Origin of the sequence: Sodalis sp. RH16, from assembly GCF_047324245.1 — a bacterium.
GTDB lineage: Bacteria > Pseudomonadota > Gammaproteobacteria > Enterobacterales > Enterobacteriaceae > Acerihabitans > Acerihabitans ligni.
Window position 1 is genome coordinate 1420233 of the sequence record NZ_CP178737.1, and the last position, 15214, is coordinate 1435446.

8 protein-coding genes, 1 tRNA gene and 3 rRNA genes are annotated in these 15214 nt (G+C 53.9%); 7 read left to right on the plus strand and 5 right to left on the minus strand.

What is annotated here, in order from left to right; translation table 11 throughout:
* Nucleotides 1-72: 72 nt before the first annotated feature.
* From ACL2XJ_RS06460 to ACL2XJ_RS06480, 5 genes are all read left to right on the plus strand, one after another.
* Nucleotides 73-1332: a Zn-dependent hydrolase gene (locus tag ACL2XJ_RS06460; protein ID WP_413726020.1), complete on the plus strand. Its 1260-nt coding sequence runs from the start codon at nt 73-75 to the stop codon at nt 1330-1332.
* Between the two features lie 16 nt (nt 1333-1348).
* Nucleotides 1349-2356, plus strand: coding sequence for a hydroxyacid dehydrogenase (locus ACL2XJ_RS06465; protein WP_207917900.1), 1008 nt, complete (start codon nt 1349-1351; stop codon nt 2354-2356).
* Between the two features lie 98 nt (nt 2357-2454).
* On the plus strand, nt 2455-3363 hold the full coding sequence (locus ACL2XJ_RS06470) for a hypothetical protein (RefSeq protein ID WP_413726021.1): 909 nt from the start codon (nt 2455-2457) through the stop codon (nt 3361-3363).
* On the plus strand, nt 3350-4441 hold the full coding sequence (locus ACL2XJ_RS06475) for an Ldh family oxidoreductase (RefSeq protein ID WP_413726022.1): 1092 nt from the start codon (nt 3350-3352) through the stop codon (nt 4439-4441). The genes ACL2XJ_RS06470 and ACL2XJ_RS06475 overlap by 14 nt, the downstream gene beginning before the upstream one ends.
* A complete protein-coding gene (locus ACL2XJ_RS06480) occupies nt 4438-5724 on the plus strand; it encodes a hydantoinase/carbamoylase family amidase (RefSeq protein WP_413726023.1) in 1287 nt (428 codons plus the stop codon). The genes ACL2XJ_RS06475 and ACL2XJ_RS06480 overlap by 4 nt, the downstream gene beginning before the upstream one ends.
* Before the next feature lie 103 nt (nt 5725-5827).
* On the opposite strand, the gene ACL2XJ_RS06485 is transcribed toward ACL2XJ_RS06480, so the two are convergent.
* Nucleotides 5828-6466, minus strand: coding sequence for a CGNR zinc finger domain-containing protein (locus tag ACL2XJ_RS06485; protein WP_413726024.1), 639 nt, complete (start codon nt 6464-6466; stop codon nt 5828-5830).
* An 84-nt stretch (nt 6467-6550) separates the two neighbouring features.
* Here ACL2XJ_RS06485 and ACL2XJ_RS06490 point away from each other — a divergent pair, with 84 nt between their 5' ends.
* Nucleotides 6551-7432, plus strand: coding sequence for an alpha/beta fold hydrolase (locus ACL2XJ_RS06490; protein ID WP_413726025.1), 882 nt, complete (start codon nt 6551-6553; stop codon nt 7430-7432).
* A 246-nt stretch (nt 7433-7678) separates the two neighbouring features.
* On the opposite strand, the gene rrf is transcribed toward ACL2XJ_RS06490, so the two are convergent.
* The 4 genes from rrf to ACL2XJ_RS06510 form a co-directional block, all read right to left on the minus strand.
* Nucleotides 7679-7794, minus strand: a 5S ribosomal RNA gene (gene rrf / locus ACL2XJ_RS06495).
* Nucleotides 7795-7919: 125 nt separating this feature from the next.
* Nucleotides 7920-10930 (minus strand): 23S ribosomal RNA (locus ACL2XJ_RS06500).
* 399 nt (nt 10931-11329) lie between these two features.
* Nucleotides 11330-11405, minus strand: a tRNA-Glu gene (locus ACL2XJ_RS06505).
* 112 nt (nt 11406-11517) lie between these two features.
* Nucleotides 11518-13060: ribosomal RNA gene (locus ACL2XJ_RS06510) — 16S ribosomal RNA — on the minus strand.
* Together the 16S, 23S and 5S rRNA genes with 1 tRNA gene alongside form the textbook arrangement of a ribosomal RNA operon.
* Nucleotides 13061-13611: 551 nt before the next feature.
* Between ACL2XJ_RS06510 and purH the strand changes: the two genes are divergently transcribed.
* Nucleotides 13612-15201, plus strand: a complete 1590-nt coding sequence (purH, locus tag ACL2XJ_RS06515) for a bifunctional phosphoribosylaminoimidazolecarboxamide formyltransferase/IMP cyclohydrolase (protein WP_413726026.1) — start codon at nt 13612-13614, stop codon at nt 15199-15201.
* Nucleotides 15202-15214: the final 13 nt, after the last annotated feature.

Genomic DNA, 15214 nt, shown 5'->3' on the forward strand with positions numbered 1-15214 from the left:
CTGGAATATGATGAATTTCAATCTGTTTCGACTTCATTACAACGCCTTAGCGCGCCTTGGGATGGTTTATCTATGATTGAACCTGACGTGGAACTGGCGCGAACTTTGTTCAAGGAGCTCTATGCTATCGGCTACGACGGCATTGGCGTCACGCGCGACACGTATGGGCCGGGGGAACAGCGCGCCCATGACATTATCCGGCGCCATGGCACCGGGCTTGGCCTCGAATCCCGTATTGACGCGGCGCTGAATCTTTACCTCACCCTGCCCGGCCAGGAACGCGGCCTGCCCGCCGTACTGGCCGGTTCCCATCTGGATTCCGTCCCCCGCGGCGGCAATTACGACGGCGCGGCCGGGGTTATCGCCGGCATGTCGGTATTGGCTTCCTGGATAAGGTGCGGCCGGCAGCCGAAACGCGATGTGACCGTTATCTGCATTCGCGCGGAAGAGAGCGTATGGTTCCCGGTCTCCTATATCGGCAGTAAGTCTGCCTTAGGATTGTTGCCCCCCGAGGCCCTGGAGGCGGTTCGTTTTGATACCGGCAAGACCCTGCGCGGACACATGGAGGATCAGGGCGGATTGCCTGAAAAAGTATTGAACGGAACGCCTGCCGTTTCCGGCGATACCGTTCGCGCTTTTATTGAACTGCATATTGAACAAGGCCCGGTCTTGATCGAAAGCCGACATGCTATCGGTATTGTGACCGGCATTTGCGGTAGCCTCAGATACCGCAGCGCGGCCATCAACGGCCAGTACGCCCATTCCGGCGCGACGCCCAGAAGCCATCGCCATGATGCCGTGGTGGCGTTTGCCGAACTGGTCCATGGACTGCAAGACAAATGGCGGATGATGGAAGCGGAAGGACATGAACTGACGTTAACCTTCGGCCAGGTCAATACCGATGCAAAACAGTCGGATTTCAGCAAGGTGGCGGGATATGTCCTATTTTGCATTGATATCCGCTCCCGTGATGGGGATACCCTGGAACTGATGGATTATTACGTTCGATGTGCCGTAGCGGATATATCCGCGCGCTATGCCGTAAATTTCTCGCTGGGGGAAAAAATTCGCAGCCAGCCGGCAATAATGGATCCGGCATTGCGCCATAGGTTAACAGCCTGTGCGAAAAACAGAGATTTGAAATTCCATACGATGCCGAGCGGCGCGGGACATGATGCCGCCATGTTCGCCAATGCAGGCATCCCTACCGCCATGATTTTTATTCCCAATGCCAACGGCAGCCATAATCCGGATGAAATGATGGAAATGGATGATTTCAGCAATGGCGCCCGAGTGCTATCCGATATTTTATGGGAAATATCCAACCAATAGTCATTATCCGGAATACATGATGAAGCAGCCAATTTGTTTAATCACCCATCCCATTCACGACGATGGCATCTCGCTATTAACCGCCGCGGGTGTTGATGTGCGATTTGCCTATGATTGCGATGACGACGCCTTGGCAAAAGCGCTTTCATCGGCGGACGCGGTAATTACCCGAGGGGAGATCAAAAGCAAATGTATCGATGGCGCGGACAGCCTCGCGGTAATAGCCAATCATGGTTCAGGCACGGACAGAATCGATATCAACTATGCCCATGGGAAAGGCATTTTGGTAGTCAATACGCCGAACTGTAATGCCCTGTCCGTCGCTGAACACACCCTATTGTTAATGCTGGCCCTGTCCCACAAACTGCTTTGCGCCGATATGGCGGCACGCCGGGGGGATTGGGATTTTAAGTTCACCGGCATTACCCATTCTTTATCCGGCAAATCCCTGGGTATTATCGGTTTTGGCGATATCGGCCGGCAGGTGTGCAAAATGGCGATAGGCGGCTTCGGAATGCAGGTCTCGGTCTGGTCTCCCCATGCCCACGCCGCCGATATCACCGCCGCGGGCGCCGCCCCGGTCGGCAGTTTAGTCGATCTGCTGGCAAACGCCGACATCATCAGCCTGCATCGCCCGTTGCGCCCGGACACGTTTCACACTATCGATGGCGCGGCCCTGGGGAAGATGAAATCCACCGCGTTGCTTATCAACACCTCCCGCGGCGGGCTGATAGACGAAGACGCATTATACCAGGCCCTGCTGGAAAAACGCATTGCCGCCGCCGGTTTGGATGTGTTTGAGCATGAACCCCTGCTGCCCCGCTCGCGGCTGGCCACACTGCAAAATACCCTGTTGACGCCTCACATTGCCGGCTCCACCCAGGAAGCCTTGCGAAAGACGGCCATCTGCTGCGCCGAACAAATTGTTTCGGTGTTCAAAGATATTAGGCCTCCTCATCTCTTGAATAATGAGATATGGCAGTCACGGCGAAAGCTCGGCCATAAGCGCCTGCTCAAGGATTAACGCCAGCGAATAACGGCTTTTGTCTTTTCAATAATATAAGCTGCCCGGCCGTTGAATAGGGCAATTATGCCCAATATCCCAATATAGAGGGAGGGAAAATGTATCCTTTAGTCAAAGTGGTATTAAGTATTGACGGCGATCCGGATCCTGTACTTAATCCCGACCCCGATGCCGTCGTTTTTCGCAAATACCATAAAATGCGATCCCTAGTGAATGAGTATTGTGATGGTAAAGCCGTCATGACGGTTCACAGCAGCCCGGTATTTCGGCAGCGGTTTATCAGCGACCGGTACATGGCGTTCTGGCGAGAGTGGACAGCCTCGGGCAAGGACCTGGCCATACATATCGAGGATGATTTATATCGCTTACCCTCCTCTGAGTCCTGGCAGCCGAGTATTTTTCACCGTCCGGAAACGCTGTTTGACATTATCAAGACGATATTGGCGCGGCTCAAAGAAGGGAAAATCGACTGTTGCTGTTTCCGCGGCGGATCAAACGGACATTCCCTGGCCCTTGCGGAGTTTTTAAAAACCCAGGGCATTATCGCCGATCTGAGCTGCGCGCCGGGGCTTTACTGGCAAGAGCGCGGCGTCAACTGGCAAGGCGCGCCCGCTACCGCCTATTTTGCCCTGGACGGTAATCTCTCGGCCCGGGGCGCCGCCCACCAAGGAGCAATGCTGATGATTCCCTTGGGCTGGGACGGTATCATCCCTGAAGACCGGCGCCGCCCCACGGTAAATTACCTGGCGAACGAAACCAGCGCCTTAGAGCAGTTGAAACGGGTCTGGGACGCCATTGCCCGCCGGGCAACGGATAGCGGTCAACCGCAGGTGGTCTCTTTCCTCTGCCATACCTATTCCGTGGAAAACGAATTTTTGAATCAGCAGCTTAAGACAATGCTGGTCCATATCCGTCAGCACGGCGGCCAATTTATTTCCATCACCGAGGCCTTGGAAGACACAAGGCAGCAATATGCTGGAGGCCATGGCTCACATGGATATGAATAATATTCAGCCCAGGCGGTACCACCGCATTGGCATCACCGTCCTAACCGGGTTTATCAAAGATATTTTCATCGCCAACGGCTGCAGTGAAAGCAATGCCCAAATTATGGCGAACGTCTGTATTGAAGCGGATTTACGCGGGCATTCCATTCAAGGCATCGATCATATCTACTCTATACTGCGCGACCTGGCCAATGGCGTTTTAAAAGGCGATGCCGCCCCGCGGGTTATTTCCGACACGGGCGCAACGCTTTTAATCGATGGCGCGGGATGCCCGGGATATGTGGGAGGTGTGTTCGCTGCGGAACAGCTCATTGAAAAAACCCGCCGTATGGGCACGGCTTCGGCGGCCCTGCAGGATGCCGGAGATCTCTTTATGCTGGGATACTATGCCGAGCAGTTCGCCCGGGCCGGCCTGATTGGTCTGGTATTTACCAATACCTGGCCCCCGCGCGTACACCCCACCGGCGGTATCGATCCGATCCTGGGCACCAACCCCTTGGCCATCGGCATCCCTACCGGAGCAAAGCCGATCGTGTTCGACTCGGCCACAAGCACTTCCGCCATCGGACACGTCAGGCTTGCAGACTATCATGGCGAAAAAATTGCGCCGGGCATCGCATTAAATGCCGATGGCGTGCCGACCACCGATCCCGGCGAGGCGCTGCAAGGAGCGCTTACCCCCATGGCCGGCCATAAAGGGTTTGGGCTGGGACTATGCATCGCCCTGCTCTCCGGGGCCATGGCGGGCGGCGAGCTGGGTTCCCGGCTGGATATAGTGGCCCGTTCCAATGACCGGAGCCTGGGCAAAAGGAGCCATCTGTTTATTGCCATCGATCCCGCGGCTTTTGGTGATCCCACCGTCGCCCGCAGCCGTGCGGATACCTATTTGGCGGAAATAAAAGCGGGCAGAAGGATGCCTGGCGTCGATGAGATATTGATGCCGGGTGAACGCTCGGCCAGGGCCCGCACAAACAATCTCGGGCAGGGAGTACCAATTCTGGCGGAGGTCTGGGACAGGATCTGCCGTTTCGCCGCGGATGCGGACGTGGCAATCCCCTCGGTAACAGGTGAACGATGATGAGTCAGCGCGAAATGAAATCCATACAAGAGAAGGTGGATGCTATCACCCAAACCATCAAGCCCGGCAGATTATGGGACTCTATTATGGAAATGGCGAAATACGGCGCCACGGCCAACGGCGGGGTGAACCGGCTCGCCCTGACTGAAACGGACAATGCTGTGCGCATCATCCTCATGGAATGGATAAATCGGCCGAATTATCATTTTTTTGTCGATGCGATAGGTAACCTGTTTATCCGTCGCGACGGCGCCACGCCTTCCCTGGACCCGGTAATGACCGGCTCTCATCTGGATACCCAGCCCTCCGGGGGGAAATTTGACGGTATTTACGGCGTCCTGGCAGGACTGGAGGTATTCCGTACCCTGGATGACCTGGATATGGCCACCGTCCGCCCGCTTGAATTAGCGGTTTGGGCCAATGAAGAAGGCTGCCGTTTTGTTCCGGGATGCATGGGGTCGGCCTGCTTTGCAAAGCCTGATGATTTGCCACACTGGCTGGCCATCACCGACGATGAAAGCATTACCGTCGCACAGGCGGTGGCGCGCTTCCATAAGACACTGTCGGGGATCCCGCATCGTCCGCTGGGTACCCCTGTGCATGCCTATGTAGAAGCCCATATTGAGCAGGGACCGGTACTGGAAAATACATCAGCCACCATCGGCATCGTAAGCGGTATTCAGGGATGCAGGGATTTTCAGGTCACTATCAGCGGTATGGAGGCCCATGCCGGCACCACGCCGGCATCATCCCGCCAGGATGCCATGAAGACGGCGGTTTTGCTGTTGCGCGATCTTTATACCCTTATGGATTCGGCCGGTGATGAGTGCCGTTTCACCGTCGGCGCTTTCCAGGTGTATCCCAACAGCAGCTCTGTCGTACCGGGCCAAGTTGTCTTTAACATCGATTTACGACACCCCTTGCAATCTTCATTGACGGCATTGGGCAATAAAGTCATAGCGTTATGCGATAAGCATACGGGCCGGTGCAGCATCCGGGCGAAAGAGCTCAGATGGCGTAAGCCCGTTGAATTCAGTAAAGTCCTGCCCGATTTGATTCAAAACGCCGCCCATCGTCTTAAGCTTCCGAATCGGGTATTACCCTCCGGTGCCAGCCATGATGCCGTCAATCTGCATTTGTGCTGTCCCACGGGAATGATCTTTGTCCCCTGCGAAGGAGGCATCAGTCATAATGAAAAGGAAAACGCTGCCCTTGCCGATCTGCACGCCGGCACACAGGTACTGGCGGAGGTGTTATATCGCCTGGCCGAAAATATCCCATGAAGCAAAGCTATTGAAAAACGGAGCACAGCATGAGGGGTTTGCCGCTGTGCCTCCTGTTTTTTCCGTTTTCTTTTTGGGAGCAGTTGGGCGGGATAATTGTTATTTATTCAGCGTCTTTCTGATTTTGGCGGAATTTGGCCACCTTATGCCGGTTTCCACAAACCGCCATGCTGCACCAACGACGCCGGTGGGACTTGGTTTTATCATAAAACCAAAGGCAGCATTCATGATTTTCGCATTCACGCACCAGGCCGAAATCAACATTGGCCAGTAAATCCGCCGCCTGTTCCGCCAACGGACCGAGCAGTTGTCCAGCGGTTTGAGGTTGATAAATACGCGCGGTGCTTAATATCCCTTCCTCACTTATCTTAAGCGCAGGATAACTGCATGACTGCGCCAGATAATCATTCAATTTACTGATTGTTAAGGGTCGCCCGGCCTTTTTGCTTGCAACCAGCTCCCGTACCGTCTCGCGCAGGGTTCTGGCCTCATCTAACAGGCTATCCTGGATATCCATTTTTTTCGCATCAAGCAACAGACCGACCTTTGACAACCAGAGTTTAACATCATCACTGGTATGCCAAAGGTCGCATTGCTTTCCGTCAATCATCTCTACCGTATTGAGCAGATCCAGCGCCGTATGATCGGCGAGAAAACGCGGGATAGCGTTCGGCATGGCATTTTGCATAGTGATGTTGATCTCCGAAACTGACTCCCCACCATTGTAACCAATAAAAATCAACTTGACTAGTTACATAATGCAGGCATACTGCTTTCAGATAACTAGTAATAATACACTTTAACGGTTACACAAAAGAGGTGCCATATGACTGCCAATACCCATTTCCCCGTTCATTATCAATTTATCGATGTTGATGGTGTCCGCGTTTTTTATCGTGAAGCAGGCAATGCCGATGCGCCAACCCTCCTGCTGCTGCATGGCTTTCCCAGTTCGTCCCACCAGTTTCGTGAGCTGATTCCCTTATTGGCGGATAAATTTCATCTTATTGCTCCCGACCTTCCCGGCTTTGGTTTCACCGAGGTTCCTGCCGAACGCAACTATGCCTATAGTTTCGATGCCCTGGGTAAAACGCTGGTCCATTTTGTAGATGCGCTTGGCTTAAAGAGCTATGCCTTGTATGTGTTCGATTACGGCGCGCCAGCGGGTTTGCGCCTGGCCTTGGCTTATCCCGAACGCGTGACGGGACTTGTTTCGCAGAATGGCAACGCCTACCTTGAAGGACTTGGGGATGCCTGGGCGCCGATTCAGGCTTATTGGGCCGATCCTTCTCTAGAGAACCGGCAGACTGTTCAGGATGCGGCGTTGAACTTTGATGGGATTCGCTGGCAATATATTCACGGTGTGCCGGAGAAGACATTAAACCGCATTGCCCCGGAGTCCTATTTTTTCGATAACTTTCTGCTATCACGCCCCGGCAACACAACCATCCAGCTCGATCTGTTCCTGGACTACGCCAACAATCTGAAGCTGTATCCTGATTTCCAGGCGTTCTTTCGTAAAACCAAGCTGCCGACGCTGGTAATCTGGGGAAAACACGATCCTTTCTTTATTCCGCCAGGTGCCCATGCCTATAAATCAGACAATCCGAATGCGGTCGTCGAATTGCTGGATACCGGCCATTTCGCGTTGGAAACCCATGTGGAATATATTGCACAACGAATCCGTGAAACGATCGGTGGTGAGTAAGCCCGAAGGATTTAGCAGGCAGAAAAAAGCCCTCTGTTTTCACAGAGGGCTTCGTTCAATTGGATGCCTGGCAGTTGATGCCCGCCTGCGGCGGTCACCCTGCGGGCCGGCGCCTTCGGCTTCGTTCAACCGGCTTTGCCGGTTGTCCTACTCTACCTCTTATACGAACTGACCGAGTAGCGAACCGCCAGTTTGACGCATATGAAAAAGCCCTCTGTTTTCACAGAGGGCTTCGTTCAATTGGATGCCTGGCAGTTCCCTACTCTCGCATGGGGAGACCCCACACTACCATCGGCGCTACGGCGTTTCACTACTGAGTTCGGCATGGGGTCAGGTGGGACCACCGCGCTAGTGCCGCCAGGCAAATTCGTTATCCAACCGTCATCTTTTACTGATGACCATTGGCCTTTATCCGGAACAATCGCTGAAAATTCTCTCATCGCCCTTGCGGACAACGCTCTCATCGCTCAAACACCTTAGGTGTTGTAAGGTTAAGTCTCACGGGTCATTAGTATCGGTTAGCTCAACGCATCGCTGCGCTTACACACCCGACCTATCAACGTCATCGTCTTTAACGTCCCTTCAGGTGGCTTAAAGCCACAGGGAAGACTCATCTCGAGGCAAGTTTCCCGCTTAGATGCTTTCAGCGGTTATCTCTTCCGCACGTAGCTACCGGGCAATGCCATTGGCATGACAACCCGAACACCAGTGGTGCGTCCACTCCGGTCCTCTCGTACTAGGAGCAGCCCCTCTCAATCTTCCAACGCCCACGGCAGATAGGGACCGAACTGTCTCACGACGTTCTAAACCCAGCTCGCGTACCACTTTAAATGGCGAACAGCCATACCCTTGGGACCTACTTCAGCCCCAGGATGTGATGAGCCGACATCGAGGTGCCAAACACCGCCGTCGATATGAACTCTTGGGCGGTATCAGCCTGTTATCCCCGGAGTACCTTTTATCCGTTGAGCGATGGCCCTTCCATTCAGAACCACCGGATCACTAAGACCTGCTTTCGCACCTGCTCGAGCCGTCACTCTCGCAGTCAAGCTAGCTTATGCCTTTGCACTAACCTCACGATGTCCGACCGTGATTAGCTAACCTTCGTGCTCCTCCGTTACTCTTTAGGAGGAGACCGCCCCAGTCAAACTACCCACCAGACACTGTCCTCGACCCGGATTACGGGCCGGAGTTAGAACATCAAACATTAAAGGGTGGTATTTCAAGGTTGGCTCCATAAGGACTGGCGTCCCTACTTCTAAGCCTCCCACCTATCCTACACATCAAGGCTCAATGTTCAGTGTCAAGCTATAGTAAAGGTTCACGGGGTCTTTCCGTCTTGCCGCGGGTACACTGCATCTTCACAGCGAGTTCAATTTCACTGAGTCTCGGGTGGAGACAGCCTGGCCATCATTACGCCATTCGTGCAGGTCGGAACTTACCCGACAAGGAATTTCGCTACCTTAGGACCGTTATAGTTACGGCCGCCGTTTACCGGGGCTTCGATCAAGAGCTTCTCCTTACGGATAACCCCATCAATTAACCTTCCGGCACCGGGCAGGCGTCACACCGTATACGTCCACTTTCGTGTTTGCACAGTGCTGTGTTTTTAATAAACAGTTGCAGCCAGCTGGTATCTGCGACTGGCTTCGGCTCGGGAAGCAAGTTCCTCCACCTAATGCCAGCGTGCCTTCTCCCGAAGTTACGGCACCATTTTGCCTAGTTCCTTCACCCGAGTTCTCTCAAGCGCCTCGGTATTCTCTACCTGACCACCTGTGTCGGTTTGGGGTACGATTCGATGTGACCTGGTGCTTAGAGGCTTTTCCTGGAAGCGTAGCATCAACCCCTTCACCACCGTAGTGGCTCGTCATCACGCCTCAGTGTTACAAGAGAACGGATTTTCCTGTCCTCTCCACCTGCACGCTTGAACCGGGACAACCGTCGCCCGGCCGGTCTAGCTTTCTCCGTCCCCCCTTCGCAGTCACACCCAGTACAGGAATATTAACCTGTTTCCCATCGACTACGCCTTTCGGCCTCGCCTTAGGGGTCGACTCACCCTGCTCCGATTAACGTTGAACAGGAACCCTTGGTCTTCCGGCGAGCGGGCTTTTCACCCGCTTTATCGTTACTTATGTCAGCATTCGCACTTCTGATACCTCCAGCAACCCTCACAGGCCACCTTCTCAGGCTTACAGAACGCTCCCCTACCCAACAATACCCGAAGGTATCGCTGCCGCGGCTTCGGTGCATGGTTTAGCCCCGTTACATCTTCCGCGCAGGCCGACTCGACCAGTGAGCTATTACGCTTTCTTTAAATGATGGCTGCTTCTAAGCCAACATCCTGGCTGTCTATGCCTTCCCACATCGTTTCCCACTTAACCATGACTTTGGGACCTTAGCCGGCGGTCTGGGTTGTTTCCCTCTTCACGACGGACGTTAGCACCCGCCGTGTGTCTCCCGTGATAACATTCTTCGGTATTCGCAGTTTGCATCGGGTTGGTAATCCGGGGTGGACCCCTAGCCGAAACAGTGCTCTACCCCCGAAGATGAATTCACGAGGCGCTACCTAAATAGCTTTCGGGGAGAACCAGCTATCTCCCGGTTTGATTGGCCTTTCACCCCCAGCCACAAGTCATCCGCTAATTTTTCAACATTAGTCGGTTCGGTCCTCCAGTTAGTGTTACCCAACCTTCAACCTGCCCATGGCTAGATCACCGGGTTTCGGGTCTATACCCTGCAACTACACGCCCAGTTAAGACTCGGTTTCCCTACGGCTCCCCTATGCGGTTAACCTTGCTACAGAATATAAGTCGCTGACCCATTATACAAAAGGTACGCAGTCACCCCATCACTAAGCCCCCTCTGCTTATTTTGTCGGTTGGGCGTCGCTTTCGCTCCGCCTGCCGTACCTTTAGCAAAGGATGCATATGCAGCTTCACCACTGGCTTAGTGATGGGGCTCCCACTGCTTGTACGTACACGGTTTCAGGTTCTGTTTCACTCCCCTCGCCGGGGTTCTTTTCGCCTTTCCCTCACGGTACTGGTTCACTATCGGTCAGTCAGGAGTATTTAGCCTTGGAGGATGGTCCCCCCATCTTCAGACAGGATATCACGTGTCCCGCCCTACTCATCGAACCCACAACCTCTGCACCTTCGGATACGGGGCTATCACCCTCTGTCGCCGGACTTTCCAGACCGTTCTCCTGATGCAAAAGCTGATGGTGGTTCTGGGCTGTTCCCCGTTCGCTCGCCGCTACTGGGGGAATCTCGGTTGATTTCTTTTCCTCGGGGTACTGAGATGTTTCAGTTCCCCCGGTTCGCCTCATTGCGCTATGGATTCACGCAATGATAGTGCAACGAATTGCACTGGGTTTCCCCATTCGGACATCGCCGGCTAATAACGCTTCATATCAGCTTACCGACGCTTTTCGCAGATTAGCACGTCCTTCATCGCCTCTGACTGCCTAGGCATCCACCGTGTACGCTTAGTCACTTAACCTCACAACCCTAAAGTGTTTGTTCTGTCCGACCGGCTGCACAAATACATGGCCGCGTTGCTCCGGTACTCGAAATCCTCATGGACATACAGTCCACTCCGGTACTCGAAATCCTCATGGACATACAGTCCACTCCGGTTTCTCCGTGCCGGGCGCCTTGCCCTGCATTCGTTCGCTCGGTCTTGCTTCGGCGCGGCCTGTTACGGACATCGCCAGCGTTGGACAGAGGCTGTTATCGACATAACAGCATTCTAGGTTTGCTTGCTTTGAGAGACTCGCATACTGATTTTGCTCAGCATGTTTTTTTCAAATTTTCAGCTTGTTCCGGATTGTTAAAGAGCAGTATTTCGCAGCGCACTCTTTCAAATGCGCTCTGAAATTTATCAGACACGTAGGCTGTTTGGCGTCCCCTAGGGGGTTCGAACCCCTGTTACCGCCGTGAAAGGGCAGTGTCCTAGGCCACTAGACGAAGGGGACAAAGATACGCGTTCGCGAAGCTGCGCTTCACAAACAAAACCATACGAGCTGTTTGCTCATCACTTCTATCAGACAATCTGTGTGGACACGTCACTTGACGCGCATCTTTCGGTAAGGAGGTGATCCAACCGCAGGTTCCCCTACGGTTACCTTGTTACGACTTCACCCCAGTCATGAATCACAAAGTGGTAAGCGCCCTCCCGAAGGTTAAGCTACCTACTTCTTTTGCAACCCACTCCCATGGTGTGACGGGCGGTGTGTACAAGGCCCGGGAACGTATTCACCGTGGCATTCTGATCCACGATTACTAGCGATTCCGACTTCATGGAGTCGAGTTGCAGACTCCAATCCGGACTACGACGCACTTTGTGAGGTCCGCTTACCCTCGCGAGTTCGCTTCTCTTTGTATGCGCCATTGTAGCACGTGTGTAGCCCTACTCGTAAGGGCCATGATGACTTGACGTCATCCCCACCTTCCTCCGGTTTGTCACCGGCAGTCTCCTTTGAGTTCCCACCATGACGTGCTGGCAACAAAGGATAAGGGTTGCGCTCGTTGCGGGACTTAACCCAACATTTCACAACACGAGCTGACGACAGCCATGCAGCACCTGTCTCAGAGTTCCCGAAGGCACAACTCCATCTCTGAAGTCTTCTCTGGATGTCAAGAGTAGGTAAGGTTCTTCGCGTTGCATCGAATTAAACCACATGCTCCACCGCTTGTGCGGGCCCCCGTCAATTCATTTGAGTTTTAACCTTGCGGCCGTACTCCCCAGGCGGTCGATTTAACGCGTTAGCTCCGAAAGCCACGGCTCAAGGCCACAACCTTCAAATCGACATCGTTTACAGCGTGGACTACCAGGGTATCTAATCCTGTTTGCTCCCCACGCTTTCGTACCTGAGCGTCAGTCTTCGTCCAGGGGGCCGCCTTCGCCACCGGTATTCCTCCAGATCTCTACGCATTTCACCGCTACACCTGGAATTCTACCCCCCTCTACGAGACTCTAGCCTGCCAGTTTCAAATGCAGTTCCCGAGTTAAGCTCGGGGATTTCACATCTGACTTAACAAACCGCCTGCGTACGCTTTACGCCCAGTAATTCCGATTAACGCTCGCACCCTCCGTATTACCGCGGCTGCTGGCACGGAGTTAGCCGGTGCTTCTTCTGCGGGTAACGTCAATGATTGAATCTATTAAACCCAACCCCTTCCTCCCCGCTGAAAGTGCTTTACAACCCGAAGGCCTTCTTCACACACGCGGCATGGCTGCATCAGGCTTGCGCCCATTGTGCAATATTCCCCACTGCTGCCTCCCGTAGGAGTCTGGACCGTGTCTCAGTTCCAGTGTGGCTGGTCATCCTCTCAGACCAGCTAGGGATCGTCGCCTAGGTGAGCCGTTACCCCACCTACTAGCTAATCCCATCTGGGTTCATCCGATGGTGTGAGGCCCTAAGGTCCCCCACTTTGGTCTTGCGACGTTATGCGGTATTAGCTACCGTTTCCAGTAGTTATCCCCCTCCATCGGGCAGATCCCCAGACATTACTCACCCGTCCGCCGCTCGCCGGCAAAGTAGCAAGCTACTTTCCGCTGCCGCTCGACTTGCATGTGTTAGGCCTGCCGCCAGCGTTCAATCTGAGCCATGATCAAACTCTTCAATTAAAAGCTTGATGCTCAAAGAATCTACTGTTTCATTCATTACTGAATTAACTGGTAAACACTCTAAGACTTGTATTGTTGTGTTTCGATACGGTCTTGTGAGTGCCCACACAGATTGTCTGATAAATTGTTAAAGAGCGTGCGCCGCTATGATTCAGTCTGGCGCGAGGTGGCGTATATTACGCTTTCCCCTATCAGTGTCAAGCCCGTCAGGCTTGCTTCTGACTCGTTTTCGGTCCTTGTGAAGCTGCTCACAGTCCCGGTCGATGGAGGCGCATTATAGGGAATTCTAATGGAGCCGCAACAGGTATTTTGCCTGAATAGGCTCGTTCGCTGCTTTCCACAGCAAAACAGGGGGTTATACCCGCTTGTGCACAAACTTATCCACAGACATGCATGACAGGCAAAATTTGGCGAGCATCACGCAAACGTTTTCGCTACAATTCACGCCTATTTTATCAGCATCGGTATTCCATGCATCAGTGGCCTTTTATAAATGAACGCCGGTGCGTGTCAGTGTTATTAAAACTATCCAATCAAGGGATAACTTTGTTATGCAACAACCACGTCCTGTACGCCGTGCTCTGCTCAGTGTTTCTGACAAAGCCGGTATCGTAGAATTCGCCCGGTCCCTGTCGCAGCGCGGCGTTAAACTGCTGTCCACCGGCGGTACCGCGCGCCTTTTGGCGGAAGCCGGATTGCCGGTGACCGAGGTTTCAGACTACACCGGCTTCCCTGAAATGATGGACGGTCGGGTTAAGACACTGCACCCCAAAGTGCATGGCGGTATTTTGGGTCGCCGCGGCCAGGATGATGCCATTATGCAACTGCATGCCATCGAGCCTATCGATATGGTGGTGGTAAATCTTTATCCGTTTGCCCAAACCGTGGCGCGGGAAGATTGTACCCGCGAAGATGCGGTGGAAAATATCGATATCGGCGGTCCCACCATGGTGCGTTCCGCCGCCAAGAATCATAAGGATGTCGCGATTGTGGTGAACAGCGCGGATTACCCTCGCCTGCTCAATGAAATGGACCGGCACGACGGTTCATTGACTTACGACACCCGCTTTGACCTGGCGATTAAAGCGTTTGAACACACCGCGGCATATGACAGCATGATCGCCAACTATTTTGGCAGCCAGGTCCCCCCCTATTATGGTGAGACTTCCGCCCCCGCCGGCCGCTTTCCCCGCACCCTGAATCTGAATTTTGTTAAAAAACAGGATATGCGTTACGGCGAGAACAGCCATCAGCTGGCGGCATTTTATATCGAAGAGCAGACCCGTGAGGCCTCCGTCGCCACCGCGCAACAGCTGCAAGGCAAAGCCTTATCCTATAACAATATTGCCGATACCGACGCCGCTCTGGAGTGCGTAAAAGAGTTTGCCGAACCGGCCTGCGTAATTGTAAAGCATGCTAATCCTTGCGGGGTCGCCATCGGCGATGGGCTTTTGGAAGCCTATGAACGGGCTTATAAGACCGACCCGACCTCGGCGTTCGGCGGCATTATCGCCTTCAACCGTCCCCTCGATGCCGTTACCGCCAAAGCCATTATCAGCCGCCAGTTCGTGGAAGTGATTATCGCACCGTCCATAACCGATGACGCCCTGGCCGTACTCAAGGCGAAACAAAACGTACGGGTATTAACCTGCGGGGCCTGGCAGGCACGGATACCCGGTCTGGATTTCAAACGCGTCAACGGCGGCCTGCTGGTGCAGGAGAGGGACTTGGGTATGGTCGGGCCGGCGGATTTGCGCATCGTGACCGAACGTCAGCCAAGCGAAACGGAGCTGCGGGATGCGCTGTTCTGTTGGAAAGTGGCCAAATACGTTAAATCCAACGCCATCGTTTATGCCCGCGGCAATATGACCATCGGTATCGGCGCCGGCCAGATGAGCCGGGTCTATTCGGCAAAAATCGCCGGCATCAAAGCCGCTGACGAAGGCTTGGACGTGCGCGGATCGGCCATGGCCTCCGATGCGTTTTTCCCCTTCCGGGACGGTATCGACGCCGCGGCGGCCGTGGGGATCAGCTGTGTTATCCAGCCCGGCGGTTCCATCCGCGATGATGAAGTCATCGCCGCGGCCAATGAACATGGCATCGCCATGATTTTTACCGGCATGCGCCACTTCCGCCACTGATCCCAGGAGCATC

What these genes read in the sequence shown, in the direction of transcription:
- ACL2XJ_RS06475 (WP_413726022.1), top strand. Translation starts at nt 3,350, where the DNA reads ATGGATATGAATAATATTCAGCCCAGGCGGTACCACCGCATTGGCATC.
- ACL2XJ_RS06465 (WP_207917900.1), top strand. Translation starts at nt 1,349, where the DNA reads ATGATGAAGCAGCCAATTTGTTTAATCACCCATCCCATTCACGACGAT.
- ACL2XJ_RS06490 (WP_413726025.1), top strand. Translation starts at nt 6,551, where the DNA reads ATGACTGCCAATACCCATTTCCCCGTTCATTATCAATTTATCGATGTT.
- ACL2XJ_RS06470 (WP_413726021.1), top strand. Translation starts at nt 2,455, where the DNA reads ATGTATCCTTTAGTCAAAGTGGTATTAAGTATTGACGGCGATCCGGAT.
- ACL2XJ_RS06460 (WP_413726020.1), top strand. Translation starts at nt 73, where the DNA reads ATGATTGAACCTGACGTGGAACTGGCGCGAACTTTGTTCAAGGAGCTC.
- purH (WP_413726026.1), top strand. Translation starts at nt 13,612, where the DNA reads ATGCAACAACCACGTCCTGTACGCCGTGCTCTGCTCAGTGTTTCTGAC.
- ACL2XJ_RS06480 (WP_413726023.1), top strand. Translation starts at nt 4,438, where the DNA reads ATGATGAGTCAGCGCGAAATGAAATCCATACAAGAGAAGGTGGATGCT.